This window comes from Variovorax ureilyticus (assembly GCF_050632185.1).
GTDB lineage: Bacteria > Pseudomonadota > Gammaproteobacteria > Burkholderiales > Burkholderiaceae_C > Variovorax > Variovorax ureilyticus_A.
Map to the genome: position 1 here is coordinate 566406 of NZ_CP192579.1, position 15015 is coordinate 581420.

Here is a 15015-nt window from a genome sequence, read left to right on the forward strand (position 1 = left end):
GCCCTTCATCGGCACGATGCTGGGCTTCGTGCTCGGCGGGCGCAACGCGCAGCGCGTGGCGCTGGTCACGCTGCTTCTCGGGCTCGGCATCGCGCTGGGCATCGCCGATGCGGTCGTGAGTTCGGGCGGGCCGGTGGTCTACCTGCTGGGCGGGTGGGCGCCGCCACTCGGCGTGGCGCTGCGCGCGGACGGCCTGTCGGTGGTGATGATCGTGGCGATCGCGGTGGTGATTGGCGTGATCGGCATCTATGCCTGCGGCGACTTCGGAACGCCCGCCGATGTTCGCGAGGCGCGTGCGCCGTACACCTTCTGGCTGCTGCTGCTCGCGGTGTGGGGCTCTCTCAACCTCGTGTTCGTGAGCGGAGACGTCTTCACGCTCTATGTCGCGCTCGAACTGCTCACCTTCGCGGGCGTGCCGCTGGTGAGCCTCGACGGGCGTGGCGAGACCTTGCAGTCGGCGCTGCGCTACCTGCTCTTCGCGCTGCTCGGGTCGATGTTCTATCTGCTCGGCGTCTTTCTGCTGTACGGCGCTTACGGCACGCTGGACATCCCGCTGCTCGCCGAAAGCATGCGTGCCGAGCCGATCAGCTGGACCGCCGCGGTGCTGATGACGGTCGGCCTGCTGGCGAAGACCGCGCTCTTCCCTCTGCACCTGTGGCTGCCCCCGCGCATGCCGGCGCACCCGCCGCCGCGAGCGCATTGCTCTCGGCACTGGTCATCAAGGGCGCGTGGTTCCTCGTGGTGCGGCTGTGGCTCGACGTGTTCGCCGACATCGTCACCTTGCCCGCGGCCCAGTTGCTCGCGGCGCTGGGCGCGGCGGCCATCCTGGTCGGCAACGTGGTCGCGCTGCGGCAGGTGCGGCTGAAGCTGCTGATCGCCTATTCGACAGTGGCGCAGATCGGCTATCTGTTCCTCATGTTCCCGCTGATCGCGGGCCTGGAGGCCGCGCAGATCGACAGCGCGCCGGCGATCAACGGCGGGATGCTGCAGGCGATCTCGCACGCGACCGCGAAGGCCGCGATGTTCATGGCCGCCGGGTTGATCTATTCGACGCTCGGGCACGATCGCGTGGCCGATCTGCGCGGGGTGGGCCGAGCATTGCCGATGACGATGGTTGCCTTCGCGCTCGGCGGCGCGTCGCTGATCGGGCTGCCGCCCTCTGGAGGCTTTCTCGCGAAGTGGCTGCTGCTGTCGTCCGCCATCGCGACCGCGCAGTGGTGGTGGGCGCTCGTGATGCTCGTCGGCGGCCTGCTCACCAGTGCCTACGTGTTCATGGTGGTGGTGCGTTCGATGGAGCCGGCCGAAGCCGGATGGACGCCGAAGAAGGTGGTGCCGCGCTACCAGCAGGTCGCGGTGCTGGTGCTGGCGCTGTGCTCGTTCCTGCTGGGCGTCGCGGCGCTGTGCCCGATCGATGTGGCGATGATCGGCCGGCCGCTGCTGGTGTGGGTGGAGGGGCCATGATCGCCACGACCGCCCTGCTCGCGATCCTGCTCGGTGCGGGCGTGATGGTGCCGCTCGCGATCGGATTGCCGCTGCTTCTGCTGGTCGCCTGCGCCTCGAAGCGGCTGCGTCGCCGCATGCCCCGCCTGTTCGTGATCGCGCCGCTGCCCGCCTTGCTCGCCGCGCTGTTCGACGCCGACGCGGGCAGCTTCGAGCTGGGCAACGACTTGTTCTCGCTCAGCTTCTCGCTCGACGCGCCCGGCGCGATGCTCCTTGGCGTGGCCGCGCTCCTGTGGATCTTGTCGGGTGTCTATGCGGCGCGCTTCCTGCGCGAGCGGCCCGAGCCAGACGGCTTCATCGTCTGCTGGCTGATGACGCTGACCGGCTGCGTCGGCGTGTTCCTCGCGGCGGACCTGATCGGCTTCTATTTCCTGCTCGCGGTGCTGAGCGTGGGCGCGAGCGGCCTCGTGCTGCAGGGCGAGGGGCCGGATGCGATCCGCGCCGGCGCGCTGTACCTCGGGCTCGCGCTGCTGGCGGAGGCCTTCCTGCTCGCGGGCCTGATCCTCATGGCGAACGCGACGCCCGACGGCAGCCTGCTGATCCGCGATGCGGTGGCGGCGTTGCCCGATTCGCCCACGCGCGATCTCACCGTGACCCTGCTGCTCATCGGGCTCGGCATGAAGGCGGGTCTCGTGCCGCTGCACTTCTGGATGCCGCTGGCCTACACGGCCGCGCCGATCCCCGCAGCGGCCGTGATGAGCGGTGCCGTGGTCAAGGCAAGCGTGATCGCGCTGGTGCGCTTTCTGCCGTTCGACGTCGCGGTGCCCGGCTTCGGCCATGCGCTCGCGGTGATCGGCCTCTTCGGTGCGCTCTACGGCGTGCTGATCGGCATCACGCAGCGCAATCCGAAGACCGTGCTCGCCTATTCGAGCGTGAGCCAGATGGGCTTCGTGGTCGCGGTGATCGGCATGGGGCTCGCGGCGGGCGATGCCGGGACGCCGGTCGCCGCCGCGTTCTATGCGGCGCACCACCTGCTCGTGAAGGGTTCGCTCTTCCTGGCGGTGGGTGTCGTCGCGCTCACGGGCCGTCGCCATCTGTGGCCGATGCTGGTGCCGGCGGCCATCATTGCGCTCGGCCTCGGGGGCTGCCGCTGACCGGCGGCTCGCTCGCCAAGTACGCGGCGAAGGACCTGCTCGGCGCCGGGCTCGCAGGCACGGTGGCGGTGGTGTCCTCGATCGCCTCGACGCTGTTGATGATCCACTTCACCCGCCGTCTGGGCGAGAACACCGCGGCCGATGCCGATGCGCGCGCACCGGGCGTGCTGGCCCTCGCGTGGATCGTGATGGCCCTGGCATCGCTGGTCATCCCGTGGCTGCTCTATCTGGACTTTCCGATCGAAGCGCTGCCGAAGGCGCTCGCGCCGGCCGCGCTGTGGGATGCGCTGTGGCCGGTGCTCGTCGGCGCAGTGCTCGCATTCGTGCTGGACCGGCTCCGCGGCCTGCCGCGCGTGCCCGCCGGCGACGTCGGCATCGCGCTGGGAGGCCTCAAGGGCCTGACCCTTTCGGGGGGCGCCGCGCTCGAACACACCGACACCTTCCTGCGGCGCTGGCCGGTCGCCTGCGTCGTGATGCTTGCCGTCACGCTGCTCTTCGTCTGGGCCTTTCTCTGAGCTTTTCCGATGTTTCGATCGATGCCCCACTCCACACCCACTCCAGCGCGCAAACGCGACACGCGCAGGCTCACGGCGGCGGCGCTGACCGCCGTTGCCATGGCCTTCGCCGGCTGCACTGTCGGCCCCGACTACCGGCGCCCCGAGGTGCAGGCGCCCGCCGCATGGCGGATCGACTATCCCAGGGCCGCCGACGTGGCGAACACCAAATGGTGGGAGCAGTTCGGCGACCCGGTGCTCGACGGGCTCGTCGAAACCGCGCTGCAGGGCAACCTTGACGTGCGCGTGGCGGCGGCGCGGATCGACCAGTTCATCGGCACGCTGGGCACGGTGCGCTCGCAGTTCTATCCGCAGCTCGGATACAGCGGCGCGGCGAGCCGCAGCCGCGCGAGCCGCGTCGGGCAGCCGCCGATTCCCGAGCCGGCCGATCCGTACTTCACGCTCTACCAGGCCGCGCTCGGCGCGAACTGGCAGATCGATCTCTTCGGCCGCGTGCGGCGCCTCGGTGAAGCGGCGCAGGCGCAGGTCTACGCGAGCGAGCAGGCGCAGCGGGGCGTGGTGCTCACGCTGGTATCCGGCGTTGCCACGAGCTACATCACGCTGCGGGGTCTGGACCGGCAGCGCGAGATCGCGCTCGCGACCGCCGCGAACTTCGGCGAGACGGCGCGCATCTTCGATCTGCGCTTCAAGTCGGGGATCGTCTCGAAGACCGAGGTCATGCAGGTGCGTTCCCAGCACCAGCAGGCGCTGGCCTCGATCCCGGTCATCGAACAGCAGATCGCCGCGGTGGAGGGGCGCATCTCGATTCTGCTCGGGCGCGATCCGGGGCCGATCCCGCGCGGCAAGACCATCGACGAGTTCGTCGCACCGCTGGTCCCGGCGGACCTGCCGTCGAGCCTGCTCGAACGCCGGCCCGACATCCTGCAGGCCGAGCAGAGCCTCGTCGCCGCCAACGCGAGCATCGGCGCGGCGCGGGCGCTGTACTACCCGAGCATCTCGCTGACCGGGCTTTACGGCTCGACCAGCACCGCGGCAGGAAGCTTCCTCACCGGCCCGGCGACCGCGTGGCAGGCGGCTGCGAGCCTCGCCGGACCGATCTTCACCTTCGGCGCGATCGAAGGGCAGGTCCGCTCCGCCGAGGCGCAGAAGGCGCAGGCGAAACTGGTCTACCAGTCGGCCATCCTCAACGCCTTCCGCGATACCAACGATGCGTTGATCGGTACCCAGAAGACCATCGAAGGTGTTGCGCTGCAGCGCGAGCGAGTGCTCGCCTTGCGCGAGTTCGCGCGGTTGTCGCGGCTGAAGTTCGAGAGCGGGCTCATCGGCTACCTCGAGGTGCTGGTGGCCGACACCGAACTCTTTGCGGCCGAGCTCGCGCAGGTCGGGCTGATGACCGACCGCTACACCCAGGTGGTCAATGTCTACCAGGCGATGGGCGGTGGCTGGGTGGACGTCGCGGATTCGATGACGCCCCGGCCGGTGGGGTCGGTCAAGTAACACTCAAGTTTTCCTGTGAGCTGCCGATAGCCTTGGAGCGGCAGGCACTCGCGGATTCCGGCGAGCCTGCCTCGTGAGGAGCGGGTGTGAGCTTGGGAATCGCGGGCGCTGGCGTTCATGCGGCGCTGACGGGCTTCAATGCCTTCGAGGTGCTGGCGACCGCAGGGCCGCTGGCGGGGTTGATCGCAGTCGTTCATGCGCGAGCGCGGCGACATCGCGCGCTGCCGGCCGAAGCGGCGGGCCGTGCGCCCCGGACGGTGTTCGTCGAAGTGCCCGGTGCCGGCGCTTCGGGGCCGGATTCGGTCAGCTTCGAACTCACGCCCCAGTTGCTCGGATGGCTGTCGGCGGCCCACAGCGGCTCGCTCGCGGGGATGGACACGCCCGATGCGGTCATGCTCGCGTTCGACATCGGCGCCACCTGGATGGGGCCGGAGGGTGACCAGCAGCCGCGCAGCCAGCTCGTCGCAACGCGCGAGCTCTTCTATGTCCGCGGTGTGGAAACCCGCTGCCACAGCGCCGAGATTTCGCTGCAGGAGATGCTCGATGCGCACCGGAGCCTTCCCGAGGGCGAGCCGCTGCATTGCTCGATGGATGGCCAGGTTGGCGCCACCCCCTCGTGGCGTCTGCGTGCGCCTTCCATGCCGGTGCCGCCGAAGACCTTCTACTGGGTGCGCGCCGGCGGCGGCGAGCAGTGACCCGGCGCGGGCGGGCCGTTGCCAAACAGCGCTAGGATGCGCGCTGCGCCCGGCGCCGCATCCGGCATCCGGCCGCCGCCGCGTTCGATTCGCTCGAGGCGGCACACCCCTCTCACGGATTCAAGGACCCAGCATGACTTCAGCCAGTTATCCCGACACGCGCCTGCTCATCGACAACGAATGGTGCGACGCCGCGAGCGGCAAGACTTTGAATGTGATCAATCCCGCGACCGGCAAGCCCATCGGCAAGGTCGCCCACGCGGGCATCGCCGACCTCGACCGCGCGCTGGACGCGGCGCAGCGCGGCTTCCAGGCCTGGCGCAAGGTGCCTGCCAACGAGCGCGCCGCGATCATGCGCAAAGCCGCCGGGCTGGTGCGCGAGCGCGCCGCCGACATCGCCCGCGTGCTCACGCAGGAGCAGGGCAAGCCCTTCGTCGAAGCGCGCGGCGAAGTGCTGGCCGGCGCGGACATCATCGAGTGGTTCGCCGACGAAGGCCGCCGCGTCTACGGCCGCATCGTGCCGTCGCGCAACCTGAATGCGCAGCAGCTGGTGATCAAGGAGCCGGTCGGCCCGGTCGCCGCGTTCACGCCGTGGAACTTCCCGATCAACCAGATCGTCCGCAAGTTGGGGGCGGCGCTCGCGAGCGGCTGCTCCTTCCTGGCGAAGGCGCCTGAAGAGACGCCCGCTTCGCCGGCCGCGTTGCTGCAGGCCTTCGTCGATGCGGGCGTGCCGAAGGGCACCGTCGGCCTGGTGTTCGGCGATCCGGCCGAGATCTCCAGCTACCTGATCCCGCATCCGATCATCCGCAAGGTGACCTTCACCGGCTCGACGCCGGTCGGCAAGCAGCTCGCCGCGATGGCCGGTGCGCACATGAAGCGCGCCACGATGGAACTGGGCGGCCATGCGCCGGTGATCGTCGCCGAGGACGCCGACGTCGAGCTCGCGGTCAAGGCCTCGGGCGCGGCCAAGTTCCGCAACGCCGGCCAGGTCTGCATCTCGCCGACCCGCTTCCTGGTGCACAACAGCCTTTGCGACGCCTTCGCGAAGGCGATGGTGAAGCACGCCGAGAGCCTCAAGCTCGGCGACGGCACGGCCGAAGGCACCACGCTCGGCCCGCTGGCCAACGCGCGCCGCCTGACCGCGATGGCCAAGGTGATCGACGACGCCCGCGCGACCGGCGCAACCGTCGCGACCGGCGGCGAGCGCGTCGGCGCCGACGGCAACTTCTTCGCGCCGACCGTGCTGACCGACGTCTCGCTCGAGGCCGACGTGTTCAACAACGAACCCTTCGGCCCGATCGCGGCGATCCGCGGCTTCGACACCATCGAGGAGGCCATCGCCGAAGCCAATCGCCTGCCCTACGGCCCGGCAGGCTACGCCTACACCAAGTCGATCAAGAACTTGCACCTGTTGTCGCATCAGCTCGAAGTGGGCATGCTCTGGGTCAACCAGCCCGCGACGCCGACGCCGGAAATGCCCTTTGGCGGCGTGAAGGATTCGGGGTATGGCTCGGAAGGCGGCCCCGAAGCCATGGAGGCCTACCCGGTGACCAAGGCCGTCTCGATCACGGCCTTGTGATGCCGCGGGGCGGTGCGTGCTGCGCATTGCACGGCGCGCAGCATGCACCGCCCCGGTGAGCGCCCGTTTGCAAGTCAGGCAACGCCGTGCCGGAAGGATGTATTCATCATGATGAAGCACTCGACATTCCGCCGGCTGGCGCTCTGGCTGTTCATGCTTTTCTTGCCGGCACTCGTGCCGGTCGTGGCGCTTGCGCAGTCGCAGGCGCTCGGCAGCGCCGAAGCCATGCAGGCCAAGCACGCGGCCGTCAAGCCGCAACTGGCGCAGAACGCTTTCGGGCGACCGTTGGCACTGGAATCCAAGGAGGCGTCGGGGCAACTGAGCGGCCGCATTTTCGCGGTGCTGAACCATCCCTTCAGCGAGGTGAGCGCATCGCTCAGCCAGCCGGCGGTCTGGTGCGACGTGCTGATGCTGCACCTCAACACCAAGTACTGCGCCGTGCGTCCATCGGGCGATGTCACGCAGCTCGACGTTGCGGAGGGCCGCAAGTTCGACCAGCCGCTGTCGCAGGCGCAGCGGATCAATTTCGTCTGGCATGCGCCGAAGGTCTCGCCGGACTACCTCGCCGTGTCGCTGACCGCGGAGACGGGGCCGATGTCGACGCATGACTACGACATCGACCTCGAAGCGACACCGCTCCCGGACGGCAAGACCTTCATCCATCTCGGCTACTCCTACGGCTACGGCACGGCGGCGCGGATCGCGATGCTGGCCTATCTCAAGACGCTCGGCGCCGACAAGGTCGGCTTCACCTCCACCGGCAAGGACGCGTCGGGCCAGCCGGAATACGTCGGCGGCATGCTCGGCGTTGTCGAGCGCAACACGATGCGCTACTACCTGGCGATCGACGCCTACATGGAGCGGCCTGCCAAGGCCCAGCTGTCCGAGCGCCTCGCCATTTGGTTCGACAACACGGAGCGCTACGCGCGCCAGTTGCACGAGGTCGAGAAGCAGGACTACCTCGCGATGAAGCGGAATGAATACAAACGAATGAGCTCGGAATAGCCTCGCGCGCAATCCAGAGTGAATCCCTGGGGATTACCCATGTGAAATTTTCACATTCACATGTATCCTGATGTATCTGAAAGGGGGTAGCCTCTTGGACCTCGATTTCCACCTTCACAAGATCCAGGCGTTGAGCCCCAAGGCCGCCAAGATCGCATTGCGCACACTGGATCGCGACCCGTCCGTTCCCACCGAATGGGTGACCGCGCTTCGACCGGCCCTGGTCGATCGCAGCGGGGAGTCGCCGTCGTTCGGCGGCACCGACTGGATGACGCTCGCGGCCATCGAGCGGCCCGGCATACGCCGCTTCACCGAACACTTCGAGAGCCGCGAACAGCGGCATGCGCGGCTCTGGGTACTGAGCCTGCGCAGCGCCTCGAAGCGGCACGATCGCGCGTCGTCCGGCGAAAGCATGTACGGCGGGCTCTGACGCCCGCCCGGCTATCTCGCGGCCGCCTTGCGCGCGCCGCGCGAGGACTTGAGCAGCGCGCCACGGCTGCTGCGAAGTTCATCGAGCTGCTTGAGCTGTGCCGCGCAATCCGACTGCGCCGCGACGAGCACGAAGGGGCTGCGCCGCAGCGCGGTGATGGTCTTCTCGACCTCGGCGGGCGGCCGGTTCTTCGCGACCAGGCCGGCGGCGACCGCGGCCTTCGATTGGCTGAAGAACGCCTTCTCGTACGCGGGTGTGCCGCAGCGCGCGGCGACCACGCGGTAGTCCGCCTCCTGCTGCTCCGCGGACATGGCCGCCGGCTCCGCATTCGCCGTCAGCGGAACCGCGATGGCGACGGCGGTGAGAAGTGACTCGATCTCGAAACGTGTCTTCATGCGGCCTCCCTGCCTCGATGCACTGGTTTCGTTCATCCTAATGCGCGCCTGGCGGCTCGCAGCATCGACCGTGTGAACTATTGCGGTGTGGCGCGCCGTCTGTTTGGCGCGGGGCGCCCGGTGTTGCCGAAAGGCATCGCGCGCTCTCTCACCCGCATGGGCGCAGCCGGTCTATTGCCCGAAGGGGCATGGGGCGCTGCCCGTCGGGCCGATTTGCAGGCCGTGCGGCGAGCCCCAAGATGGCCCGATGGACTTCGCGCTGCGGGCCGGCTACAACATGACCCGGCCAGCGACGCATCGGAACGGTAGGTTCGTGCGCTGATCGCGAGGCCGATGTCAGACTTCCGAAGCAAAGGGGCGAGGATGCAAAGGAGAGAGGGAATCAAATGGCTGGTGGCCGCTGCGGCGGTGCTGGCCGCGGCATCGGCGGGCGCGCGCCCGCTCAGCAACTACAACGCGATGCGCGACACGCCGATCACGCGGTTCAGCAAGGCCGACGTCGAGGTCATGACCAAGACGATCAACAAGGCGCTGGACGGCGAAGACGGCGTCACCACCAAGTGGGAAAACGGCGCCAGCGCCAGCGGCAGCGTCACGCCTTCGAAGGACCCGAAAGGTCGCCCCGGCTGCAAGCTCGCGCGTGTGGAAAACCGCCACGGCTCGCTGCAGAACGCCGGCGACTACATCTTCTGCAGGAACAAGAGCAGTGCCAAGGGCGCGCAGCCGTGGCAGGTGGTCGGGCCCTGGTCCGGCGACTGATCGATTCTTTCTTCCCATCATCAGGAGCTTTATTCATGAACAAGCGCTTTGTGGGTTTCATGCTGGCGGTGTCCGCCACGCTGTCGGTTCCGGCCTGGTCGCAGGACAAGTCCCAGGCCGCGCCGCCGGACGCCGGCGCGGTCGTGATCGGCCGCGAGCCGGGCGGGGCGGTCGCCGGTGGCGTGCGCACGCGCTCGGCCACCATCACCAAGATCGATTCCGCGACGCGCGACATCACCCTCAAGCGGCCCGACGGGCAGGAGGTCACGATCCGGGCCAGCGACGCGGTCAAGAACTTCGACAAGCTCAAGGTCGGCGACGTCGTGACCCTGAAGCAGGGCGCGGCGCTGCTGGTCGAACTGCGCAAGGTGGAAGGCGGCGGCATCCGCCAGCGCACCGACTGGGTCGAGGTGTTCCTTTCGCAGCCTGGGCAGAGCCCCGGCGTGGGGGTGCGGCACACGGTCCACGCGGTGGTCAATGTCTTCGCCATCGACCGGAAGAAGAAGACGGTGACGCTGCGCGGCGTGCACGAGACGCGCAAGTTCGAGGTCGACGATCCGAAGCTGCTCGAGTCGCTGAAGGTCGGCGACCAGGTGGAGGCGACGCTGGTCCAGGGCGAGGCGTTGTTCGTCGAGCCGGCCGGCAAGGCCGCCAAGAAGAAGTAGGCACGATCCACCCGACGGGAGTTGCGTCATGAACCTGCGACTGGTACTGCTGCTTCGGGGGCGATCAGCCTGCTCTTCGTGGCCTACCTGCTGATCGCACCCATCTCCGTCGAGGCGCAGAAGGGCCTGGGGCGCAACGGCTACTTCTCGCTGGTCGACGGGCTGATCGGGATGGCGCTGTGGTTCACGGTGTCCAAGTACCCGCCGGGGCGGTGGCTGTCCACGCTGGTCTTCGCCGATGCGGCGATGCGCGTCGTGATCGGCGTGTTCGGGCTCGCCAACCCGGGCATCCAGTCGCGCGTGCTCGGCTCGGTGGCCTATTACGGCGCGGTCATCGTCTTCTGCATCGTGCTGGGTGCGGTCGGGATCATCTACGTCTACATGAAGGGCGGGCAGCCCCTGCCGAACGGCCCCCGCAGCGGCGCACTGGCGGCGTTCATCGTCAGTCTGGGCACGCTCCTCTTCGGGCTGGCGCTGATCTTCGGGCTGTCGACCGAGGACAGCCGCCGCTCGATCGTGGTCGCGCTGACCGCGGTGCTGGGCCTGACTTACCTCGTCACCGGCCTGCGACTGAAGCGCTAGCGGAGACCGGCGATGTGCTGCACGCCTGCGGTCAGTGGCCGACCGGCGCGTCGAGCTGGACGACCGCGCGGACCAGGTCGGCCAGTGAGCCCACGCCCATCTTCGCCATCACGTGCGCGCGGTGGGCCTTGACGGTGCGCTCCGCCGCGCCGAGTTCGGCGCTGATCTGCTTGTTGAGCGCGCCGTTGACCACCATGTTCATTACCTGCCGCTCGCGCGGGCTCAGGCGGGCATAGCGGTTCTGCAGTTCGGTGAGATGCCTGCGAGCCTTGCGCCGCGCGGCGTCTTCGGCCATCGCCTTGTTGACCACCGACACCAGTGTGTCGCCGTCGACCGGCTTGAAGAGAAAGTCGGCCGCGCCGGCCTTCATCGCGCGCAGCGTCTCGTGCACCGTGGCCTCGGCGGTCACGAAGATCACGGGCAGCGGATCGGACTGCGTGGCGACCATTTCCTGAAGATCGAGCCCGCTGGGCCCGGGCATATGGATGTCGAGCACCGGGCATCCCGGTGCGCTCCCGATGCCCTCCAGCAGCATCGCGCCCACCGAGCTGTACTCCGCGACCTGATGCCCGGCCGCCTGGAGCAGGCGGCGTACGGCGCGCCGGAAGGCCACATCGTCATCGATGAGCCGGACGACCGGTATTTCCTCCGCTGGGTTCAAGGTTGGATCGCTCATTCCTCTTCTCCAGTTCGCATGTTGTTGTTGGGGCTTCTTCAGCCATGTCCGGTGCATTGAACACGTGGCATGGGTGCAATGCAACCCATCCTTTTGGTCTAGTCCGCTGTCAAAGGCTTGAAAAGATGGTTGTCTTGTACTAAGGGGCGTGGCGATCGGCGTCAGCCCGCGAAAGGCGATGCGGGCAAGCCAGCGACGTCGAGCGGCACCGCGAAAAGCCCCCGCCAGCGGCTCGGCCTCGCGCTGCGCCGGCGTGAGTCCGCTGGTCGCGCTCGTGATGTAGAGCGTGCGCAGGTCCGGCCCGCCGAACGCACAGTTCGTGATGTGGCTCGTGGGCAGCTTGATGCGCATCAGCTCGGCGGCGTTCACCGGATCGTGGCAGCTCACGCAGGCGGCGCCCCAGTGTGCAATCCAGAGCCGGCCCGCCGCGTCGGTGGTCATGCCGTCGGGATAGCCGTCGCCCCGCGCGAAGCGATGCCACTCGCGCTTGTTCGAGAGCGTGCCGGTGTCGGCATCGAAGTCGTAGGCATGGATGCGGCCCTTCACCGTGTCGTTGAAATACATCGTGCGCCCGTCCTGCGACCAGGTCGGGCCGTTGGTGACCGCGAATCCTTCGTCGTGCTTCGTGCAGCGGCCATTCGCATCGAAACGGTAGAGCGAGCCGGTCGGCGCCTGACAGTCGAAATCCATGGTGCCTCCCCAGAAGCGTCCCTCTGCGTCGCACTTGCCGTCGTTGAAGCGGTTAGCCGTCAGCTCGGGTTCCGGTTGGTGGAGGTACTGCGGCGGCGCGTTGCGCGACGGATCGAACAGCGCGAAGCCGCGTCGCAGCGTGACGATCAGCCCCGGCGCGGCGGCGCGTTCCGCGAGCGCGGAGATCTCTTCATCGAAATCCCAGCTCGCGCGGGTTTCGCCGGCCGGGTGATAGCGATGCAGGCGCCGCTCGAGGATGTCGACCCAGTACAGCGCCTCCTCGCGTTGCGACCACAGCGTGCCTTCGCCCAGCGTGGCGGCGGCCGGCCAGATGCAGCGGGGTGCATCGAGGGTGTGGGGGATGGTGGGCATGCGTGCTCCTCGTGATGGGTTTCAGTCGTCCAGGCGCTTGCCGTAAGCGGCGAAGCTCTCCGCCTTCAACGCCTTCATCATCACCTTGGCCGCGGGCGAGAGCAGGCGGTCGGTGCGCGTGATGATGCCGAAGGCGTCCATGTGGCAGGGCATCTCCACCGGAAGCAGCGTGACGATGCCGTGCGCCGCGTAGTAGCGCGCCACGTCGGACGCGAGCACCGCCACCATGTCGCTCTGCTGCAGCATGCGCGTGATGAAAAGCAGCGCCGCGGTCTCGATCACGTTGATCGGCGGTGCGAGGCCTTCCTCCTGGAACATCAGGTCGAAGCGGTGCCGCAGCACGCTGCCGGCGGGCGGCACGATCCAGCCGGCGGACACCGAGGTCGCGCAGCCCGAGCCCGCTCATGCCCAGCAAGGGATGGCCGGGCCGCACCAGCGCGCAGACGGGTTCTTCGGTGAGGGCCTCGTAGCGCAGGTTGGTCTTGTCGTGCTCCGCGAAGAGCCGCGCAACGAGCAGGTCGAGCTTGCCCTGCTCCAGCCGCTCGAGCAGCACCGGGCTGGTCTCGATCTCGAGTGACACGCGCAGGTTGGGATGCTCGCGCTTCACCGCGGCCACGGCCGGCGGCAGCAGCACCAACCCCGGCGCCGTGATCGCGCCGATGTTCACCTGCCCCGCGCCGCCGGCCTTCAGCGCCATCAGCTCGTCGTGCGCCTGGTTGAGGCTTGCGAGCGCGATGCGCGCGTGGCGGATCATCGTCTCGCCGTACCAGGTCGGCTGCATGCCGCGCGGAAGGCGCTCGAAGAGCGGCACCTGCAGCACGTCCTCGAGGTCCTTCAACAGCTTCGAGGCCGCCGGCTGCGTCATGTTGAGCACCTGTGCAGCACGGTGGATGTTGCCTTCTTCCGCGAGCGCGACCAGCAGCAGAAGCTGCCGGGTCTTGAGGCGCGCGCGGATGAACCAGTGCGTGTAGTTGGTCATGGGGTTTACCTGAATGCCGGTTCTGATATCGATTCCATCCAAATCTTGATTGGAAAGATATCGGGGCGATTCCTAGACTCGCCCCACCTTGAAACGCAACGAGCTTCAGCAACGCACACGGCAGTTCATCAACGGCCGATGGGAGACGGGCGTCACCACCGGCATCAGCCGGAACCCGTCCGACACGCGGGAGGTGGTCGCCGAATATGCGCGTGCCGATCGCAACCAGACCAATCTCGCGATCCGCGCCGCGGCCGATGCCTTTCCGCACTGGAGCCACACCACGCCGCAGCGGCGTGCCGACGTGCTCGACCAGATCGGCAGCGAGATGCTCGCGCGCCGCGAAGAGCTCGGCATGCTGCTCGCGCGGGAAGAGGGCAAGACACTGCCCGAAGCCGTCGGCGAGGCTGCGCGCGCCGGCCACATCTTCAAGTTCTTCGCGGGCGAGGCTTTGCGGGCCGGTGGCGAGATGCTGGCCTCCGTGCGGCCGGACGTGCAGGTCGACATCACGCGCGAGCCGGTCGGCGTGGTCGGGCTCATCACGCCCTGGAACTTCCCGCTCGCGATTCCCGCCTGGAAGATCGCGCCCGCGCTCGCCTACGGCAACAGCGTCGTCTTCAAGCCGGCCGAGCTGGTGCCGGCCTGCGGCTGGGCGCTGGCGGAGATCATCAGCCGCGCGGCATTGCCGGCGGGCACCTTCAACCTCGTGATGGGCAGCGGCCGTGAAGTGGGGCAGACCCTCGTCGACAGCCCGCTGGTCGATGCGATCAGCTTCACCGGCTCGGTGCCGACCGGCGAGCACATCCTGCAGGCCGCCGCGCGCCGGCGCGCGAAGGTGCAGCTCGAGATGGGGGGCAAGAACCCGCTGGTGGTGCTCGCGGATGCGGACCTGGATCGTGCGGTCGATTGCGCGGTGCAGGGTGCCTACTTCTCGACCGGCCAGCGTTGTACCGCGTCGAGCCGGCTGGTCGTCGAAGCTTCGGTGCACGACGCCTTCGTGGTGCGACTGCGGCATCGGCTGGCCGCGCTCAAAGTCGGCCATGCGCTGGAACGCGGGATCGACATCGGCCCGGTGGTCGATGCGGCCCAGCTCGACCTCAATCTCGCCGCGGTCGCGAACGCCATCGAAGAAGGTGCCGAGCACGTCTTTGGCGGCGAGCGGCTGCAGCGCGCGAGCGACGGCTACTTCATGAGCCCGGCGCTGTTCCTCGCGCGGCCCGAGCACCGCGTTGCGCGCGAGGAGATCTTCGGCCCGGTCGCCTGCGTGCTGCAGGCGGACAACTACGAGCACGCGCTCGCGGTGGCCAACGACACGCCCTTCGGCCTGTGCGCGGGCATCTGCACCAGCTCGCTCGCGCGGGCTTCGCACTTCAAGCGCCATGCACGCGTCGGCATGACCATGGTCAACCTGCCGACGGCGGGCGTCGACTACCACGTCCCCTTCGGTGGCCGGAAGGCCTCCAGCTACGGCCCGCGCGAGCAGGGCCGGTACGCCGCGGAGTTCTACACCACCGTGAAGACCGGCTACGTGCTGGCCTGAGTGACTGCCATAACAACACCAAAGAGTTCTTTCACCACGTCA

General features: G+C 68.3%; 13 protein-coding genes and 3 pseudogenes. 12 read left to right on the top strand and 4 right to left on the bottom strand.

From position 1 onward, the window contains the following. Positions 1 to 205: 205 nt before the first annotated feature. From ACQ858_RS02670 to ACQ858_RS02705, 8 genes and pseudogenes are all read left to right on the top strand, one after another. Positions 206 to 1461, top strand: a pseudogene (locus tag ACQ858_RS02670) (complex I subunit 5 family protein). Further along, the gene (locus ACQ858_RS02675) at positions 1458 to 2594 is read left to right on the top strand and encodes a complex I subunit 5 family protein (RefSeq protein ID WP_431275301.1); all 1137 of its coding nucleotides are present in this window, start codon (positions 1458 to 1460) and stop codon (positions 2592 to 2594) included. The pseudogene ACQ858_RS02670 and the gene ACQ858_RS02675 overlap by 4 nt, the downstream one beginning before the upstream one ends. Next, entirely contained in the window at positions 2537 to 3109 is a 573-nt protein-coding gene (locus ACQ858_RS02680; RefSeq protein ID WP_431275302.1) for a hypothetical protein, read from the top strand. The genes ACQ858_RS02675 and ACQ858_RS02680 overlap by 58 nt, the downstream gene beginning before the upstream one ends. 21 nt (positions 3110 to 3130) lie before the next feature. Next, positions 3131 to 4606 carry an efflux transporter outer membrane subunit gene (locus ACQ858_RS02685; protein ID WP_431275303.1) on the top strand — a complete coding sequence of 492 codons (1476 nt, stop codon included), beginning with the start codon at positions 3131 to 3133 and terminating at the stop codon, positions 4604 to 4606. Between the two features lie 86 nt (positions 4607 to 4692). Continuing rightward, the gene (locus ACQ858_RS02690; RefSeq protein WP_431275304.1) at positions 4693 to 5301 is read left to right on the top strand and encodes a hypothetical protein; all 609 of its coding nucleotides are present in this window, start codon (positions 4693 to 4695) and stop codon (positions 5299 to 5301) included. A 133-nt stretch (positions 5302 to 5434) separates the two neighbouring features. After that, a complete protein-coding gene (locus ACQ858_RS02695; RefSeq protein ID WP_431275305.1) occupies positions 5435 to 6880 on the top strand; it encodes an NAD-dependent succinate-semialdehyde dehydrogenase in 1446 nt (481 codons plus the stop codon). A 111-nt stretch (positions 6881 to 6991) separates the two neighbouring features. Then, on the top strand, positions 6992 to 7885 hold the full coding sequence (locus ACQ858_RS02700; RefSeq protein WP_431275306.1) for a hypothetical protein: 894 nt from the start codon (positions 6992 to 6994) through the stop codon (positions 7883 to 7885). A gap of 94 nt (positions 7886 to 7979) precedes the next feature. Next, entirely contained in the window at positions 7980 to 8315 is a 336-nt protein-coding gene (locus ACQ858_RS02705; protein ID WP_431275307.1) for a hypothetical protein, read from the top strand. An 11-nt stretch (positions 8316 to 8326) separates the two neighbouring features. Here the strand turns inward: ACQ858_RS02705 and ACQ858_RS02710 are convergent, their stop codons facing one another. After that, the gene (locus ACQ858_RS02710; protein ID WP_431275308.1) at positions 8327 to 8710 is read right to left on the bottom strand and encodes a hypothetical protein; all 384 of its coding nucleotides are present in this window, start codon (positions 8708 to 8710) and stop codon (positions 8327 to 8329) included. A 363-nt stretch (positions 8711 to 9073) separates the two neighbouring features. Between ACQ858_RS02710 and ACQ858_RS02715 the strand changes: the two genes are divergently transcribed. Genes ACQ858_RS02715 through ACQ858_RS02725 form a run of 3 tightly spaced genes read left to right on the top strand, consistent with a single transcriptional unit; the run spans position 9074 to position 10716 of the window. Then, positions 9074 to 9469 (top strand): hypothetical protein, encoded by a 396-nt coding sequence (locus tag ACQ858_RS02715; protein ID WP_431275309.1) that lies wholly within the window; start codon positions 9074 to 9076, stop codon positions 9467 to 9469. Positions 9470 to 9504: 35 nt separating this feature from the next. Further along, the gene (locus tag ACQ858_RS02720; RefSeq protein WP_431275310.1) at positions 9505 to 10134 is read left to right on the top strand and encodes a hypothetical protein; all 630 of its coding nucleotides are present in this window, start codon (positions 9505 to 9507) and stop codon (positions 10132 to 10134) included. A gap of 21 nt (positions 10135 to 10155) precedes the next feature. Next, positions 10156 to 10716 carry a hypothetical protein gene (locus tag ACQ858_RS02725; protein ID WP_431275311.1) on the top strand — a complete coding sequence of 187 codons (561 nt, stop codon included), beginning with the start codon at positions 10156 to 10158 and terminating at the stop codon, positions 10714 to 10716. A gap of 31 nt (positions 10717 to 10747) precedes the next feature. On the opposite strand, the gene ACQ858_RS02730 is transcribed toward ACQ858_RS02725, so the two are convergent. The 3 genes and pseudogenes from ACQ858_RS02730 to ACQ858_RS02740 all read right to left on the bottom strand — a co-directional run bounded on the left by ACQ858_RS02730 (position 10748) and on the right by ACQ858_RS02740 (position 13433). Continuing rightward, on the bottom strand, positions 10748 to 11449 hold the full coding sequence (locus tag ACQ858_RS02730) for a response regulator transcription factor (protein ID WP_431275312.1): 702 nt from the start codon (positions 11447 to 11449) through the stop codon (positions 10748 to 10750). Between the two features lie 104 nt (positions 11450 to 11553). Then, positions 11554 to 12454 (bottom strand): annotated as a pseudogene (locus ACQ858_RS02735) (SMP-30/gluconolactonase/LRE family protein). 21 nt (positions 12455 to 12475) lie between these two features. Then, positions 12476 to 13433, bottom strand: a pseudogene (locus ACQ858_RS02740) (LysR family transcriptional regulator). A gap of 88 nt (positions 13434 to 13521) precedes the next feature. Here ACQ858_RS02740 and ACQ858_RS02745 point away from each other — a divergent pair. After that, positions 13522 to 14973 carry an aldehyde dehydrogenase family protein gene (locus tag ACQ858_RS02745; RefSeq protein WP_431275313.1) on the top strand — a complete coding sequence of 484 codons (1452 nt, stop codon included), beginning with the start codon at positions 13522 to 13524 and terminating at the stop codon, positions 14971 to 14973. Positions 14974 to 15015: the final 42 nt, after the last annotated feature.